Origin of the sequence: Flavobacterium aerium, assembly GCF_030766725.1 — a bacterium.
Classification (GTDB): Bacteria; Bacteroidota; Bacteroidia; order Flavobacteriales; family Flavobacteriaceae; genus Flavobacterium; species Flavobacterium aerium.
The window spans coordinates 144,785-163,681 of record NZ_JARQWR010000005.1 but is presented as its reverse complement, the minus strand read 5'-3'; the positions used below and the strand labels follow the sequence as shown (position 1 = coordinate 163,681).

The window sequence follows — 18,897 nt, the reverse complement described above, 5'->3', positions numbered from 1 at the left end:
TAACATGCGTTTACTCATTTAAATTTTAAATGATTCTAATTCTTCTTCCGAATTATCCCAAACTACATTAGAAATATTTTCAGCAATTACTTCCAAAATAGGATTATCAAAGAATTTTTGAATATTAATTTTTATTCCAAATTCTTTTTGGATTCTTGCAATAACTCGAATTACTTTTAAACTATGTCCTCCTAAATCCATGAAATTTGCATGTATGCTAATTTCCCCTGGTTCAATTTTTAATATATCAGCCCAGATTTCTATTAGCTTTTCTTCAATTTCATTTCTTGGACCTGTATATAAATTTACTTTTTCAAGTTTGTTTTCTTCTATTTTTAATAATGCATTTTTATCTATTTTACCATTTATAGTGATTGGTAATTCATCTACCCTGATATATTCAGAAGGAAGCATATATCCAGGTATTTTGCTATGTAAATATTCTATTAATGTCGTTACTGTTATATTTTCTTTTGAAACAAAATACACTACTATCCTATTTTCTTCCTCTTCAGTTTTCTTAATTAATACTACAGCTTCATCAATTGTTTCTATATTTTTTAAATAACTTTCTATTTCACCTAATTCTATTCTATATCCTCTTATTTTTACTTGATCGTCTTTTCTTCCATAAAATTGAATATTTCCATCAAGTAACCATTTACAAATATCTCCTGTTTTATAAAGACGTTCACCTACTTTGTATGGGTGTGGAATGAATTTTTCTTGAGTTAAGACCTCTTTGTTTAAATATCCTAAGGCTAAACCTTTTCCTCCAATATACATCTCGCCTTTGATACCGATTGGTTGCATTACTCCAAGTTCATTTAGTATGAATATTTCTGTATTCGCAATAGGTTTTCCAATTAATATTTCTCCTTCTGAAACCTCTGTAGCATTATAAACAACACAGCCTACTGTCGTTTCTGTTGGTCCATACTCATTATATATTTGTATAGAAGGATTTATTCTTTTTAATATATTAATGTGTTTTTGCTCTAACTTATCACCTCCTACAATAGCTGTATTAATATTACTTTTTCCAATATTCAAACTTTCTAATACACTTATATGTGCTGGTGTTAATTTAATATATGACAATTCACTTTCAAAATAGTGTTTTAATATTTCTGTGATATTGAATTCAGAATCATATATATGTAATTTCCCTCCATTAAGTATCGGTAAGAATAAGCTTGTTACTGTTAAATCAAAAGATAGGGAAGTAAATAATCCAAAATCATTTGAACAATTCTGATCTTTAAAATAATATCCTTTACTCCATTCCAAATAATTCATCAATGATCCGTGTGATATCATTACGCCTTTAGGCTTTCCAGTTGATCCCGATGTGTATAATGCATAGGCAATATCTTGAGGTAATATGGTAGTATTTTCCAATTTTAAATCATATGATCCATTTTTAAATTGTTCTAAAATATTATTATTTATCAATAATTTACAGGCACTATCCTCTACAATATATTGTATTCTTTCTTCTGGATATAAAGGGTCAATTGGTACATATGTTCCTCCTATTTTTAATATCGCTAATATTGATATTACAACCCACTCGCTTCGTTCTAATTGTATCCCTACATAATCTTTTTGTTGAATGTTATATTCTGTAGTCAAGAAATTAGCATATTGATTAGATAAGTCATCTAATTCTTTATAGGTATATGTTTTATATGCCGTAGATAGGACTATTTGATCTTTATGAGTTAACAATTGCATATTAAATGCATCAACAATTGTAAAATGTTCATTATAGTCAACGGTAGTATTAATATAACTTCCTAATAGTTCTTTTTGTTCTCTATCTGAAATAATTTCTATCTTTTTTAATGATTTGTTTGGATATAAAAGGAATTCACTGATGACTTTTTTGAATTGTTCTGCTAAGTTTTCAATTAGAGTGGTTTCAAAATTATTTTCATTGTATTCAAATTCTATTTGTATTCCATTATCAGCTGGATAAATAAAAATCCCAAATTGATAGTTCATTTGCTCTCTATATTCTACTGCTTTTACTCCTGATTTAGATTCTTTCTCATTTTCATTTTTAGATTCTATTCCAGTAGTCTCTAATGGATAATTCTCGAATGTTAGTGTATGATTAATCAATTCTGAATCTAATGAAGATCGCGATTGTATTTCAGATAAACCTGTAAAGTGATGTTCTTGATTATCTAAAAAGTTTTGTTGTAACCTTTCTATTAATTGTCTAGGAGTATCATCAACTTCATATTTTACTCTGACAGGTATTGTGTTTACAAATAATCCTACCATATTTTCAATTCCATCGATATGTCCTGGTCTTCCAGACACAACGGTTCCAAACACTACATCTTGTGTATTATTGTAATTTGACAATAAATAACCCCAAACTGATTGAATAAAAATATTATGTGAAACTCCTATATTTAAGCATAATGCTTTCATTTCATTATAAAGATCATTATTTATAAGAATGCTTTTAATTGATTTACTAAAATCTTTATCTTCATCATAATCTGATTTTTTATAAGGTAGTTCTGTTTTCTTTGAAACATCTAATAAATATTCATCCCAATAGTCTAAAGATTTTTGTTCATTAATAGTATCTAACCACTTTATATAATTTGAATATGGATAGACTGTTTGTAAGTCTAATTGAATAGAGTTTTCAATACTATTTAATATTTGTACAAACTCATTAATCATAATTCGGATACACCAACCATCCATTAAAATATGATGATGACTCCAGATAAATTCATAGTTGACATCTCCTAAATCTAGAATTGTTAATCGCATTTGACATGGTTTTGACAAATCAAATCCTCTTTGTATATCTTCTTGTTTTTTCTCTTCTATATAATCCTTTTTTTTCTCAAGTGTTAGATTTTGAGGCACCACTTCATAAGCAAAACTACTTGGTACATTTTTATGAACTATTTGCAGTAATTCTTCATCTATATTATTTGTGAAACTGGTTCTTAATATAGCATGTCTTGAAACTAAAATATCAAACGCTTTTTTAACATTATCCTTAGTGATTGATATACCTTCAAATCGATATGATACTTGATCAAAAAATAGTTTAGGATTATTATTTGATAGCCAAAAGAAGTATATCCCTTTTTGTAATGGAGATAATTTATAAATATCTTCAATCGTATTATTATGATTAATATCTAATAATGTTTCAATAGAAAGGGATGAATATGTTAAATCTGAAGGTGTAAGCAATTGTTTATTTGCATCTGCTAATTCTTTTATTAGTTTCTCTAAATTAGATTTGTAAGCGTTTGAAAGCTTTACTATTGTTTCTAATTCATAGTCTTCCTTATTATAAAAAAGTGTCAATTCTAATTGATTATTCACTATCATTCCAGATATATTAAGTGTAATATCATCTGTATTTCTAATATCTGAGTTCATCCCTGCACTATCTGAAACATATTCAAATTGTTGTGCTTCGTTATTTTCTGAATTTAATTCATTTCCAAAATCTCCTAAATAATTAAATTCAATTGTAGGTTTTAATTCATTTATAAAATCTTCTTTTGTAATATATTTTAGCATTCCGTAACCAACTCCCTTATTTGGTATTTTTCTTAAAGATTCTTTTACTTTAATTAAGTTATATAGATTAGTCTCAGCATTTACATCTAAAATAAAGGGGAATAGTGATGTAAACCAGCCTATTGTTCTTGTAATATCAATATCTTCAATAAATTCTTCTCTACCATGACCTTCCATATTAATGATGCTTCGGTCTACTTTCAATACTTCTTTGATGGCTAGACCTAAGCTTGTCAACAAAACATCATTGATTTCTGTATTGTATACACTATGCACTTTTGTTTGTAATACATTTGTTAGTTCGCTATTTAACTGAAATGTTATTTCTGCAGGTGATTTTTCATTCGTTAAATTTTGACGGTCTTTAGGTAAATTAGGAATTTGTGTATTAGCTAATCCTTTCCAGTATTGTTGTTCTTTATGGCTTATACCATTAAATGCATAGTTATGTAATGCTCTAGACCATTCTTGGAATGAACTTGTTTTTAATGGTAATACTAATCTTTGGTTTTTTTCAGCTAAGTTGTATAATGTAGATATATCCTCTAATAGAATACGCCACGATACGCCATCAATGACTAAATGATGAATAATTAATGCTATATAGTCTCCATCATCTAATCTAAAATTACCCACTCGCATCAATGGTCCTTCTGTTAAATTAATACTAGATTGCAATTCATTCGCAATAACACTCATTTTATTAATCTGATCTTTTAATGATCCTTCAGTAGTCAAATCATGAAAGTCTAATGAGTAATTTTTTGATGTAACATTTCTATTGTATTGTTTTCTAACTCCATCTTTATCTACATAAACCATTCGTAATGCATCATGATGACTTACTACATGTTTTATACATTCGTTTAATAATGTATTATTTAGCGGATTTTTACTTTTTATTAATATCGATTGATTATAATGAGATGGATTTTTTATGTTTTCATCTGAAAAGAGCCATTCTTGTATTGGTGTTAATAAAACCTCTCCCTCTAATATACTTTGATCAATTTCTTTAATTTTATTTTTAATTAATGCTGCTAAACCTTTAAAAACCGGTGTTCGCATAATATCATCTACCTTAAGTTTGTAACCCAATTGAGATAAACGAGAAACTATTTGAATAGATTTTATAGATTCTCCCCCTAAACTGAAGAAATTATCATTCATACTGATATTCTTTCTTCCTAGTACAGCTTCACAAACAGTAATTAATGTTTTCTCTTGTTCGGATTGAGGACCAACATATTCAATTTCATTTGATAATGATAAATCTTGAGGATTCGGTAATTTCTTTCGGTCTATTTTTCCATTTGCTGTTAAAGGGAATTTTTCCAATTGGATATAATATAAAGGAATCATATAGGATGGTATTTTATCCTGTAAATAAATTCTCATTTCACTAGCTTCACATGTTTCAGAAACTATTACATATGCTACTAATTCTTTTTTAGCATGTTCAGCTTCAAAATGCGTAACTAAAACTTCTTTAATATTATTCTTTTGAGATAACTGATATTCTATTTCTTCTAATTCAATTCTAAATCCATTAATTTTCACTTGATTATCTCTTCGTCCATGAAATTCTAATGTTCCATTTGGAAGCCACATTCCTATATCTCCTGTTTTGTATAGCTTTTCTCCTGATTTAAATGGATGGTCTACAAATTTCTCAGCAGTAAGCTCATCTCTATTTAGATAGCCTTTTGCTAATCCAATTCCCGATACACAAAGTTCTCCTTCTATTCCTATTCCACATAATCCTAAGTATTCATCTAACACATACATTTGCATATTTTGAATAGGTTTACCTACTGAAATATTTAAACGTTCAGGAATGGCATCCATAATATGTAATGTAACATCATCTGATGCTTCTGCTGGACCATATGCATTCACTAGTTTTATTGCTGGATACTTGATAAACCAACGTGTTACTAAATCTTTAGTTACTGTATCTCCAGTCACTAATAGATAGCTTAATCCTTCAAAAGAGTTTCGCTCAAGACTTTCATCCATATCTAGTAAAACTTTCAAGTAACTCGGAACTGTTTGGAGAATTGTTGGCCTTTCTTCATATAATCTGTCTAAAAATACTTTTGAATTTAAGACAGTTTCTTGATCATATATACTTGTGGTTCCACCCACAATTAAACTGTTTAATAATTGCCAAACCGAAATATCAAATGTATAAGGTGCATTTTGAATGATACTACTATCAGAAGTTAATTCCAATTCAGATTCCATGACATAGAAATGATTCATCATCCCTTTATGTTCAATCATTACTCCTTTTGGGTTTCCTGTAGACCCAGAAGTATAAATGATATAGGCTAAATCATCAGCAGTTATTTTCACCGAACTAAATGTTTTGGTAATATTTGGCATTACTGCTAAAAATGAAGTGATAAAATTTTCATCAATAATATTTTTACAATTACTATCATCCAAAATATATTGTTTTCGTTCTTCAGGATAAGATGTATCTACTGGGATGTATGCACATCCTAATTTAAATATTGACATAACAGAAGTCATCAACCAATGTGTTCTATCAATATTTATAACAACTAAATCTCCTTGACTTAGTGCATATACATCTTGTAAATACTGTGCAAATTTATCTGTGAGTTCATCTAATTCTTGATAAGTAATTTCAATATTGCCATTTTTAACTGCAATCTTAGTTGGTGTTTTTTGTACATATAATTGAAACATATCAAGAAATGAAACCTCTTTTGAAAAAGCTGTATCTGTAGCATTAAAATCAAGTATTAATTCTTTTTGCTCTCTAGCTGACAAGTAGTTTAATGCATATATTTTTTCTTCAGGTTTTTTTAGAATTGATAATAATAACTCTTGAAAATGATACATTAATTTTGTAATCATTTCGGCTTCATATACATTAGTATTATAACTGATTCGAAAGTTTAATCCTTCACCAACTTCTTCAAAATCGAGCTCTAAGTCAAACTTGCAAAGGCATTTGCCACCATTTTGTACCAATCCATATTCTTTGTTATTTGATACTTCTTCTTCACGATTACCAATGTTTTGTGAGGTTAATATAACATCAAATACGGCACTTCTACTACTATCCCTAATTATATTTAAATCATCAACTAATAAATCAAAAGGATACATCTGATGATCATATGATTCTAGCGTATCATTCTTTACTTTATTGAAAAATTCACTAAAACTCAATTTTGCATCAACCTTATTCCTTAATGCTAATGTATTTATGTAAAATCCTATTTGATCTTTTAAATCAATATGATTCCTACCAGCAGTTGGATTTCCTATTATGATGTCTTTTTGTCCACTATATTTATAGAATAAAATGTTCCAAACGCTTAATAATCCTATGTATAAACTTGATTGTTGTTTTTTACAATAGTTTAAAAAGAGTTGAGTAGTTTCTGGGGCAATACACATTGTATAATAATTCCCTTCATGATCAAATATTTTAGGACGTGCTTTACTAGTTGGTAGATCTAAAACAGGTAAGTTTCCTGATAATTGATTTAACCAATATGATTTGTGTTCCTTATAAACATCTTTCTCTAATTCTTTTTTTTGCCAAAATGTATAATCTTTGTATTGTATCTTTAATTCAGGTAACATTACTTTTTCACCAGATAAAAAAGCTTCATAATAAAGCATTAAATCTCTTGAAAGAATATCTATTGACCAACCATCACTGATGGTATGGTGCATATTATAATAAAAAATATAATAACTATCAGTAAGTTGTAATAAGCTCATACGCAATAATGGACCATTTTCAAGATCAAAAGGTTTTACCGAATCTTCTGATACGTAAGATGCTACTAATTCATCTGCGTTTACTAATTGTTGGTAATCTTTATGAATCAACTCGAACCCTAGTTCTTTTCGCTCTTTTACCCATTGTCTTATTTCGCCCTCTGCATTTTCTTTAAAAACAGTCCGTAATATTTCATGACGATCAATAACAGCATTAATCGCTCGTTCAAAAATCCCTAAATCGTCTATTACTAAGGGGGTTGTAACTGGCAAATTATAGGCTTCTGATCCTCCCTCAAACTGACTTAATATCCATAATCGATATTGAGCAGATGATAATGGGTAGCTTTCTTGAACAGCTATACTTTCAATACTTGTATAACGATCTTGCGTATTATTATCATTAAAAAAAGCCAATATCGCTTCTTTATTATCACGTATATTTTCCTTGATTACATCAGTAAGATTTCCATCATGATTAATCTTAAGATTACCATTATCGCATGTAATGTGTATCCCTTGCTCAAATAATTCTTTTATAAATCCTTTCATTATATGATATCTTCAAATTTAGTACTTGCAACTACCTCTTTATTGTCTTTAATTTGAATATTAAAATCAATTTCTTTGGACAAGTTTCTAATCGTAGAGTTCATGAAGAAGTCTTTAAGGTTTAACTCCACATTGAATATCTTATGAATACTATTGGATATGGTCATCGCTTTTAAAGAATCTCCTCCCATTTCAAAAAAATCATCGTCTATCCCAATTCCTTTTATTTCAAAAAACTCTTCAAACAAATTGTATAGTTTGTTCTCTGTCTCTGTCTCTGGTCTTGCAAAAGGTGTCGATAATGAACTCCTGTCTATTGTATGAGTGGTTACCTTCAATAGCTCTTTTTCCATAATCTCTTTCTTAGCAGTTGCTGGAGCAACCCATCTTTGAATTCTTTTTTCTAAATCTCCAACTGAGATCACTAATTGACTAGCCGATAACCTTGAGAGCGAATGTTCTATAACTTCAATAAGTTCTGAAGGGTCTAATACTAATTCTTCTGTTTCTCCATTAAAACTTAATCCATCAAAATTTATACTGATACTATTTTTTATACATTGTGCATTGGCAACATAGTCCATATACGCATTGGCCGCTGCATAAGCTGCAAATTCTTTCCCTCCAATCACGGTGGCTAATGAAGAGGTAAAGACACAAAAATCAAGGGGCTGATCCTTAAAAAGATCCATCAAAACTTCCACTCCTTTTACTTTCGCTTCAAATTGAATCTCACTTTCTTCCTCTTTTAATAAATGAATTCCGCGTCTGATAGAAGGGCCTGTTATCACACCTGCTGTGTGGAAGATTCCTTGAATTTCTCCAAAAATTGCAGTTCCTTGGCTTAGAGCCGTTAACATACCTGATTTGTCTGAAGCATTTGCTTTAAAGTAAGCTACATTACCTTTCTCAAGAAGTAATTGTAAACGATTATATTTTGTGAGGTCTTGATCCTTTTCACTAACGAATGTCCTACCTGTTAGAATTAAAGAGGCATCATATTTTTCAAGTAGATATTCTGCCAATACAAAACCTAACTCACCTAAGGCTCCTGTAATTAGGTATACGCCCTTGTTTTTTATCTTCGAGCTTGTTACCGGTATATTATTACTTACATCTATTCGATCGTAGACTTTCACCCATCTGTTTTCTAGCCTATGAGCCACAAATCGATCCGGTGTAACATCTTGAATTTCTCTTACTAATTGTAAAACTGTATCAGTATTTGCTTCACTAACTCTTACATCGATGTTTCTGGTTTGTAATTCTGGATTTTCTTGAGAAATTACAGGTAGGATTCCTTCAATTAAAGAAACTAAAGCAGGAGAATCTTCGTTGCCAAAAACTTTGTGTAATTCTTGCGTCACAACGGATACATTTACTCTTTCTTTTATGCCTGTAAGAGCTTTTGCGATATACAATAAACTATAGAATCCTTGTTGTTTCTCTAACCTATCATTCTCTTGTCTTACTGAATTGATATTCAAGAGCTGAATAATATGTTTAGGGTGAATAGTATTGCTTGATAAGCCATCAAATATTCTTTGATAATCTGCCGAATTTCCAAGATCTATTTCATAGCTTGTATCGGATACTTTTACAAATTCATTTCCTGCATATACTGTTATAATATTTGTGGTTGTCTTTGCAAGCTCATTTATTAGTAATCTACTAAAGCTGTTATCATTGAGAAAAACAATATACCAGTCTTCTTTATTTACCTGCTCGCATATCGTAACCCGATTATCTCTCTTCCAAGTGGGTTGATAGAACCATTGGCTTATCTCACTATTTTTACGGATTTCCCTACTGAAGATATCTTGCGATAATAACTCATTTAAATTTTCTGCTACCGAGTACACTACTGGTTCAAAAGCATACGTTGGCATTGAAATTTTATGTCGTGGGGTATTTCCATGGAACTCGTTCCATGGAATCGGTACTCCAAATGTCCATAGCTTTCCGATTCCATTTAAAAAATAGCTCGTATCATTCTCTTCTTCCTTTGGGTGTCTTACCACATTACAGGCTCGGATAGTTTCTGATTGCCTCGCATAGGATCTTGCAAAATTATACAAGGTAGAACCTGGTCCAACTTCTATTAAAACGACATGATCCTGACTAACTATATTCTCTAATCCTTCTTCAAATCGAACCGTTTTTCTAATATGGTCTGACCAATAACTTTTTTGATTTAGATCTTCTATAGTTATTGATTTTCCACTAACATTCGAGATATAAGGAATTTTTGGTGTATGAATTGTAATAGTTTCCATAAAATTCGTGAACTCTTCTTCTATTGGCCTCATCATACTTGAATGAAAAGCATGGGATGTTTGTAGGGATTGGTATGAAATCCCATCCTCTGTAAGTTGCTCACACAAAGCAGCTATAGCTTCATCTGTTCCTGAGAAGGTACAACGTTCTTTACTATTTATAGTGGCTATCGAAATAGCTTCTGTGGTATATTTATTTGCTATTTCTGGTCTTAATCCTACTCCTATCATACTTCCACTTGGAAGGCTCTGAATCATCGATCCTCTTTTAATTACTATTTTTATAGCATCTTCTAATGAAAACACACCACTTAAACAGGCTGCAACATATTCCCCAATACTATGACCAATCATCATATCGGGTTGTATTCCATAATGCATCAATTGCTTGGCTAAAGCATATTCAAACACAAAGAGAATGGGTTGCGTATTTTGAGTCTCATGGATTAGGTTAGCATCTTCACTGAAGAGGATCTCTTTATAGCGATTACCGCTTATCTGCTCTGCAATGGAAAAACATTCATCCAGCGTTTCTCTAAAGACTTCTTGAGAAGCATATAAGTCTTTTCCCATATTGACATATTGGGATCCTTGTCCTGAAAACATAAATACAACTTTTTTCTTCACATCTCCATGAATCTGATTTCGGAAATAACTGCCCTGCTCTAGTCTTTCAATCGCTGTTGCTCTATCTGATGCAGTGAAACTCATCCGATGTTTGAATGTCGTTCTTCCACTTTGAAGGGTCCAAGCCGCATTGGATAGATTAACACTCTCCTTCTCTTGTAAAAATGATTGTAGCTCTACTATTGATCTTTCTAAAGCTGTTGCTGTTTTGGCCGAAAGAGTAAAAATTTGTGGCTTATCTGTTTTCAAAACCTCATCTTGGATTGAATATTCTTCTAAGATTATATGAGCATTAGTGCCTCCTATTCCAAAAGAACTTACGCCTGCTCTACGAGGACCATCATAGGACGAGATCCATGGGCTTAAAGTATCATTTATATATAGATTACTATTCTCATACCTCAGTTCTGGATTTGGGGTGTTAAAATGCAGAGACGGAGCTAACTTTTGGTGTTGTAAACACAATACTGTTTTGATAAGTCCAGCTACACCTGCAGCGGTATCCAAATGCCCTATATTGCTCTTTACAGAGCCTAATCCACAATACTTATCTCCCGTATTACCAAAGACTTGACGAAGGGCCTCAAATTCTATAACATCTCCCAATTTTGTAGCCGTACCATGGGTTTCTATATAACTTATTGTTCTAGGGTCTACCTGGGAAAATTGTTGTGCTTTTTTGATGACTTCGATCTGACCATCAACACTCGGTGCTGTATAACCTACTTTGCGGTTTCCATCATTATTTATTGCACTGCCTTTAAGGATCGCTAAGATGTTATCTCCATCGGCGATGGCCTTATCTAATTTTTTTAATACCACTACTCCTGCTCCTTCACTCTCTACTGTACCACTTGCCAAGACATCAAAGCTTCGCGTATGTCCATCAGGGGAACTGATCATTCCTTCTTGATAAATGTATCCTTCTTTTCTTCCAATTTGCAAGGAAACTCCTCCGGCTACCGCTAGATCATTCTCTCCCGATAATAAACTTTTTGCAGCATGATGAATCGCTACTAATGAAGTAGAACACGCTGTATTTACTGTATTTACAGCGCCTTTTAAATTCAACTTATAGGCAATTAATGAATTTGCAAAATCTTTGTCTTGTAAATAACTCGCTGTATATCCATCTATTTTTCCTGAATTCTCAGCTAAAAGGTTGTAGGCTTGCCAACCTAAATTTGCTTTATTACCTGCATATAAGCCTATAAGGCCTCTATAATTTAAAGGATTATAGCCCGAATCTTCTAGTGCAGACCAAACTACTTCATGAAGTAATCGGGTTTGAGGATCTAACAATTGAGCCTCCGATGGCATATACCCAAAAAAGGATGCATCAAAAAAGTTTCGGTCTTTCAAATAGAAACCTGAACGTACGTAGTTTTTATTGTTTATTAATGACCTTGAAACACCTGAGGCTAATAATTCTTCTTCTGTAAAGCGATAAGAGGGTTCTTGCCCTTTTTCTAAAAGATTCCAATATTCCGAAATAGTACGCGCTCCTGGAGTTTTTATTGACATACCTATAATAGCGATATCTCTATTTTCATTCGTAGTGTTAAAATCTTGAGGTCTGCTACCTTCGAATTTTGCTTCAAAATTGGAGGAAAATGTAGTGTCAAAAAATTCTGCTTGCTGACGAATAGTCGTATTCTGAAATAAGATTGCTACTGAAATATCTTGGTGTAATATTTTTTCTATTTGGGTTTTTAATGCAATTATCTTTAAGGAATTCCCCCCAACATTAAAAAATCCATCGTCTATTCCTATTTCGCCTTTGTCTTTGTGTAAAAGTTCGGACCAAATTGAAGCTAATGCATCTTCTATTTTTCCTCTTGGAGCGATATAAGCTTCTCCTGAGGCTAATTCTGCATTCTCTACTCTTAATAATTCTTTCTTATCTACTTTACCATTTGAGGTTAATGGCAACTCCTCTAATCTAAAAATCTTAGAAGGACTCATGTAGTTGGGTAAGCTAAGTAATAAGTGATTTTGTATATCTGATCTACTGATCTCATAATCACTAGTTATATAGGCCCATAATTCTTTTTCGTGACTTACAGCATTATCTGTCGCTATTACTGCCGCATTTTTTATACCCTCAAAGCTTAATAGTGTATTCTCTATTTCGCCTAATTCAATACGATGACCTCTTATTTTTATTTGATTGTCTATACGTCCTACAAATACAAGATTACCATCTGCTAACCATTTACCACAATCACCAGTGCGGTATAAACGTCCATTTTTAACAAATGGATTTTTGATAAACTTCTCTTGAGTAAGTTCTTCATTATTGAGATACCCTTTGGCTAATCCTTTTCCAGTTATACAGATTTCTCCAACGGCTCCAAGAGCTGTTAATTGGGTACTTTCTTTATCTAATATATATATTTGTCTGTTGAGAATAGGTCTTCCGATTGGAACATTTTTTTCTCCTCCTTTTACTTTATAATAGGTAGAGCATACAGTACTTTCAGTTGGGCCATATGTGTTATACACATTAAAAATGTCATATAAATTATTAATCTGATTCATCGTTAATACATCTCCACCACTAATAACTTCTCTTAGCGAAAGTGTATATGATTTATAATTTTCATTTAAATATTGTAATACGTAAGGGTTTGTACTTAGAATCGTAATTCTTTTTTCTTGACATAAATTAAATAACGCTTTGAAGTCCGTTTTATCTTTATGAATGACCAACATTCCTCCACTAATTAAAATAGGAAATATTTCTTCAATTGATGTATCAAAAGATAAACTAGCCTGTTGTAAAATACTATCTTTTGAGGTTACTTTAAAATATGATTTGAATGTACTAACGTAGTCTATAAAAGAGGCATGTGATATTTCAACTCCTTTCGGTTTTCCTATAGAGCCAGAAGTATAAATAATATATGCCAAATCATTTAGGGCAATATTGTTTTCTAGTTTATTTTTCTCAAAATTTTCATTTAAATCTTTAAATCTATTTATTAATACACTATCTATCACAATAGAGCAAGATGAATCTTTTAAGATGTAATCTATTCGTTCAATTGGATTATTAGTATCAATCGGAACGTATACAGCACCACTTTTTAGTACAGCAAGAATACTAACTATTGCCCATTCATTTCGTTCTAGTTTTATTCCAACCAGCTCTCCTTGTTTCAAGCCATTTTCTTTTGCTAAATAATGGACTAGTTGATTAGATTTTTCATCTAGTTCTTTATAAGTCAACTCATTTTTTTCGAATACTATGGCAATATCATTTGGTCTTGTTATTGCTTGCTCTTCAAAAAGATCTATTACTGTTTTATTGTTAACTTGAGTAATTTCTGCATTATTGAATTCATTCAATAATTTTTCACGTTCAACATCTAATAAATAATCAAAATCAGATATTGAAATATCATTATTTTTAAGTGCAAATTTTATAATATTATCATAATGATAAAAAATTCTTTCGATAATCTCTCCATCATAAAGATCAGGATTGTAAATAATATCTAGAGATAAGTATTCTCCAACTTCTTGGAAAGCAAACTCTATATCGAAAAGACTTATAACATCTCCTAAATCTTTTACAAATAACTTGTCGGTTCTTTCAATTTCCTCAGTGAAATTAAACTCCGTTGTGTTATTTAAATGAACGAATACGTCAAAAATAGTACCTCTACTTATATCCCTTTCTAAATTTAAATCTTCAACTAGGCGATTAAATGGATACACTTGATGTTCATAGGATTCTAGTAAATTGTTTTTAATTTGGGTATAATTCCAATCAAAATTTTCTTTCCCATTTACTTGATCACGCAATGTTAAAGTATTTACATAGAATCCTATTTGATTCTCCAACTCTGCATGTTCTCTTCCAGCTGTTGGACTGCCAATTATAATATCTTCTTCTCCAGTATATTTATAAAGTAAGATTTTGACAGAAGCTATAAGAAATGTGAATAGGGTTCCTCCATTTACTTTGACATAATCATTAATTGATTTTACTTTATCTTTAGTTATGTAGGTCCTTAAATTCTTCCCCGAATTTGTCATCACTCTAGGACGTGACTTCATCCCCGGAAGACTTAAGAGTGTTAATTCACCTGATAATTTATTTTCCCAATATTCTTTATGGTTGCCATATTCGTCAGTTTCTAATTGTGCTAATTGCCACAACGAATAATCTTTGTATTGTATACGTAGTTCTAATAAATTAAGTGCGCTTCCATCGTTGTAATGTTCGTAGTATGATAAAATATCTTTCGATAAAACATTCATTGACCAACCATCACTGATAATGTGATGCATATTAAAGTATAAGATGTGATTTTCTTCTGAAATTTTTAATAAGCTTATTCGAACTAATGGTCCTTCGGATAGATTAAACTCTCTAGATGAATCATCATTTATATATGCACTTGCTATGGCAATAGGATTGTCTTCATTTTTAAAATCTTGGTAATCAATTTCAAATCCTAATGTAGTTCTATCTAAAATAAATTGATGAACATTTCCTTCTACTTCCCTAAATACTGTTCGTAATGTTTCATGACGATCTATAACACTTTCTATTGCTTTCGTGAAAATAGTGATATCATAATTACCCGCAAGTTGAAAATCCCCTGAGATATTGTATGCTGCACTTACACCTTTAAACTGACTTGCTATCCACAAACGGCGCTGTGCATCTGAGATAGGATAGCTTTTTCGTTCTTCTACTTTTGGAATTGATAAATCAAGTCTATTATCTGCTTCTCTTATTAGAACCGCATGTGTTTGTAATATATTATTTGCAAATAATTTTTCTAGTTTTAATTTTACATTGAATTCTTTATGATATGCATTTACTAAACGCATCATTTTTAAACTATGTCCACCAAGTTCAAAGAAATCATCAGTAATGCTTATGTTTTCTTTTTTTAGTACATCTTCCCAAATAGCAACTATTTTTGTTTCAAGTATATCTCTAGGTGCAACATAAATTGTAGCGTTATTTTGTATTGACGTATCTGGTAATGGTAATGATTTTCTATCTACTTTTCCATTTTTAGTTAAAGGAATTTCCTCTAATTGAATGTAGTAGGTAGGAATCATATAAGAAGGTAATATTTTTGTAAGGTGATTTCGTATATCATCTAATAATATATCTTCATTTGATTTGTAATAAGCTACTAATCCATATTCTTCTAAATAGGATACAACAGCATGTTCAATTTCTTTTATATTATTTAGTGTCGTTTCTATTTCTCCTAATTCGATACGATGCCCTCTTATTTTTACTTGGTCATCTTTTCTACCCATAAATTCTATGGCCCCATCTGACATTAGTCTTCCTAAGTCGCCTGTTGCATATAAACGACTTCTTTGTTGAAATGGATTTGCTATAAATTTAATTGAAGTCAATGCTTCATCATTCAAATATCCTCTTGATAATCCTTCACCACCTAAGTATATTTCTCCAATTACTCCCTTCGGAACTAATGATCTATTTTCATCTAAAATATATGCTGTACTATTATTGATTGGATAGCCAATTGGAATATCACCTTGTACTTTTCCTATTTCATAAGTAAGCGAAAAAGTTGTGTTTTCTGTTGGTCCATATCCATTGATAATTTTTAACTCAGGATAAGTCTCTTTTAATTTACTTATATGCAAGGGTGATAGTTTATCTCCTCCTGCTAGTATTGTTGTTAATGAGCTAAATAAACTAATTTTGGTATCTACAAGCTGACTTAGCCATCCCGCAGTAAACCACATTACATTTACATGATTTTCTCGTATCGTTTTGGATAGTAGTTCAGTATCAAGTAATGTATTTTGTGGACATAATACTAGGCTACCTCCATTTAATAATGTTCCCCAATACTCAAAAGTAGTTGCATCAAAAGAGAATGCCCCAGTACTTAACAATATATCTTCTACTCTGAAATTATAATAATTTGTTTCTTTTACCAATCTGATTACATTTCGTTGTTCTACTAAAACTCCTTTGGGAATTCCTGTAGATCCGGAAGTATACATTACGTAAGCTAGATTAAAAGGCATTACACTTACTTTTGGTTTTGTTGTAGCATAAGCTGAACGATTTTTCTCAAATTCCTTCAAAAAGTCTTCATCTATAATTACACTACAATTAGTGTCAGATTTTATATAGTCAATACGTTCTTGTGGATAGTTTGCGTCTATTGGTACATAAGCACCTCCAGATTTTAGAATTGCTAAAATGCTTATTATAGACCATTCACTACGTTGTAAATCGATTCCAATAAAATCTTCAACTTTTATAACATGATGTTCTATTAAGTAGTTTGATAACTGACTTGAAATGTCATCTAGTTCTTTGTAGGTAAGCTGTTTTCCTTCAAAGATAATTGCAGTATTATCCGGTGTTTTTACTACTTGTAATGTAAATAGTTCTGCAATTGTTTGCTTACTTGGATATGTTGATGTAGTAGCATTGAAATTATTTATTAATTCTTCTTTTTCTGCTACTGTGAGATAATCTATACTTAATATGGAGGACTCATTTTTATGAATGAGTTGTAATACAATGTTGTGGAAATGATAAAACATTTGTTCAATCATTTTTTTATCATACAGATCCTTGTTATAATTAATATTTAAACCTAGTGATTCTCCAAATTCATAAAAAACAAATTCAATATCGAACTTATTTTTTATTTCACCTAAATCCTCTACAATTAATCCTTTTTCATTAGATATTTTGACATCATTATGTGTTTCTCCTGCATTTTGAAGCACAACAATTATATCAAATATAGCACTTCTACTTGTGTTTATTTTTAATCCTAAATCTTCAACTATATTATCAAATGGGTACATTTGATGTTTATAGTTTTCTACTAAATTAGCATTAATTCTTGCATAATTTGTATCAAAACTTTCATCACCTTTTATCGTATCACGTAAAACTAACGTATTTACATAAAAGCCTATTTGATCTTCTAACGAGGTATGATCTCTACCTGCAACTGGGGTCCCTATAATAATATCCTCTTGCCCAGTATACCTATAGAATAATGTTTTCAATGATGTAATTAAAAATGTAAATAAAGTTCCTTCTTTTTTACTTACATAATCTCGAATTAATTTAACATCCTTATTATCAAAATATCCTTTTAAACTTCCTCCATTATTCGTTTTTAGTTTTGGTCGTAACTTCATTCCTGGTAAATCTAATATTGGTAAATCTCCGGATAGCTTTGTTCTCCAATATGCTTTATGAGTTTTATACTCTTCAGTCAATAGTTGATTTAATTGCCATTGTGAATAGTCTTTATATTGAATGGTAAGTTCTGGTAAATCAAACGTCTTTCCTGATTGGTAATTTTCATAGTAAGCTAAAATATCTCTTGATAAAATATTCATTGACCAACCATCAGTTATGATATGATGCATATTATAATACAACACATAGTTTGTTTCTGATATTTGCAATAGACTTACTCTTAATAAAGGGCCTTCAGATAGATTAAATTCTTTATACGAATCTGCTATGATATATTCTTGCGCTAAATGTAGCGCATTAGCTTCTTTACGATAGTCTTTGTAAGCTATGTTAAAACCTATTTCTTCTCTATCTAATATAAACTGACATACTTCTATCTCACCATCGATAACTACTTCTCTAAATACAGTACGAAGTACTTCATGACGATCTACAACACTTTCTATAGCTTTGATAAAGACTTCAGCATCATAACTACCATCCAGTGTTATAGTGTCTGGCATGTTATATGATGAACTTACTCCTTCAAATTGGCTTAATGTCCATAAACGTCTTTGTGCACTGGAAATTGAATAGTATTCTTTTTGAGGAAGTGCTTCAATTTCCTTATATGAAGATCGTACATTAACTTTTTTAAGAAATGATATTAATTCTTCTTTGTGCGTTTTAATTTTCGCAATTAATTCTTCTTTAATTTCATTTTCGAAATTGACTTTGAGGTCTTTTCCTTCAAGAGAAATAGTTATATTATTTTTTTCCAGTTCTTCTAAAAAAGTTAACATAGGGCACGGGGGTTTTTGTTGTAATCTTATATTTTTTAAAAATAAGATTACAATGGTCTTTTTAAAATATATATATCAA

The 18,897-nt window shown here is 30.8% G+C and carries 2 protein-coding genes; both read right to left on the bottom strand.

Annotated elements, in window-relative coordinates; all coding sequences use genetic code 11:
• Window positions 1-18 precede the first annotated feature (18 nt).
• The gene (locus tag P6733_RS08555; RefSeq protein ID WP_306352330.1) at window positions 19-7,890 is read right to left on the bottom strand and encodes a non-ribosomal peptide synthetase; all 7,872 of its coding nucleotides are present in this window, start codon (window positions 7,888-7,890) and stop codon (window positions 19-21) included.
• Window positions 7,890-18,818, bottom strand: coding sequence for a non-ribosomal peptide synthetase/type I polyketide synthase (locus P6733_RS08550; protein ID WP_306352327.1), 10,929 nt, complete (start codon window positions 18,816-18,818; stop codon window positions 7,890-7,892). Before P6733_RS08550 ends, P6733_RS08555 begins: the two co-directional genes overlap by 1 nt.
• Window positions 18,819-18,897: the final 79 nt, after the last annotated feature.

Bases quoted from the DNA above. Each gene is read 5' to 3' on its own strand.
- P6733_RS08555 (WP_306352330.1), bottom strand. From the start codon at position 7,890: ATGAAAGGATTTATAAAAGAATTATTTGAGCAAGGGATACACATTACA.
- P6733_RS08550 (WP_306352327.1), bottom strand. From the start codon at position 18,818: ATGTTAACTTTTTTAGAAGAACTGGAAAAAAATAATATAACTATTTCT.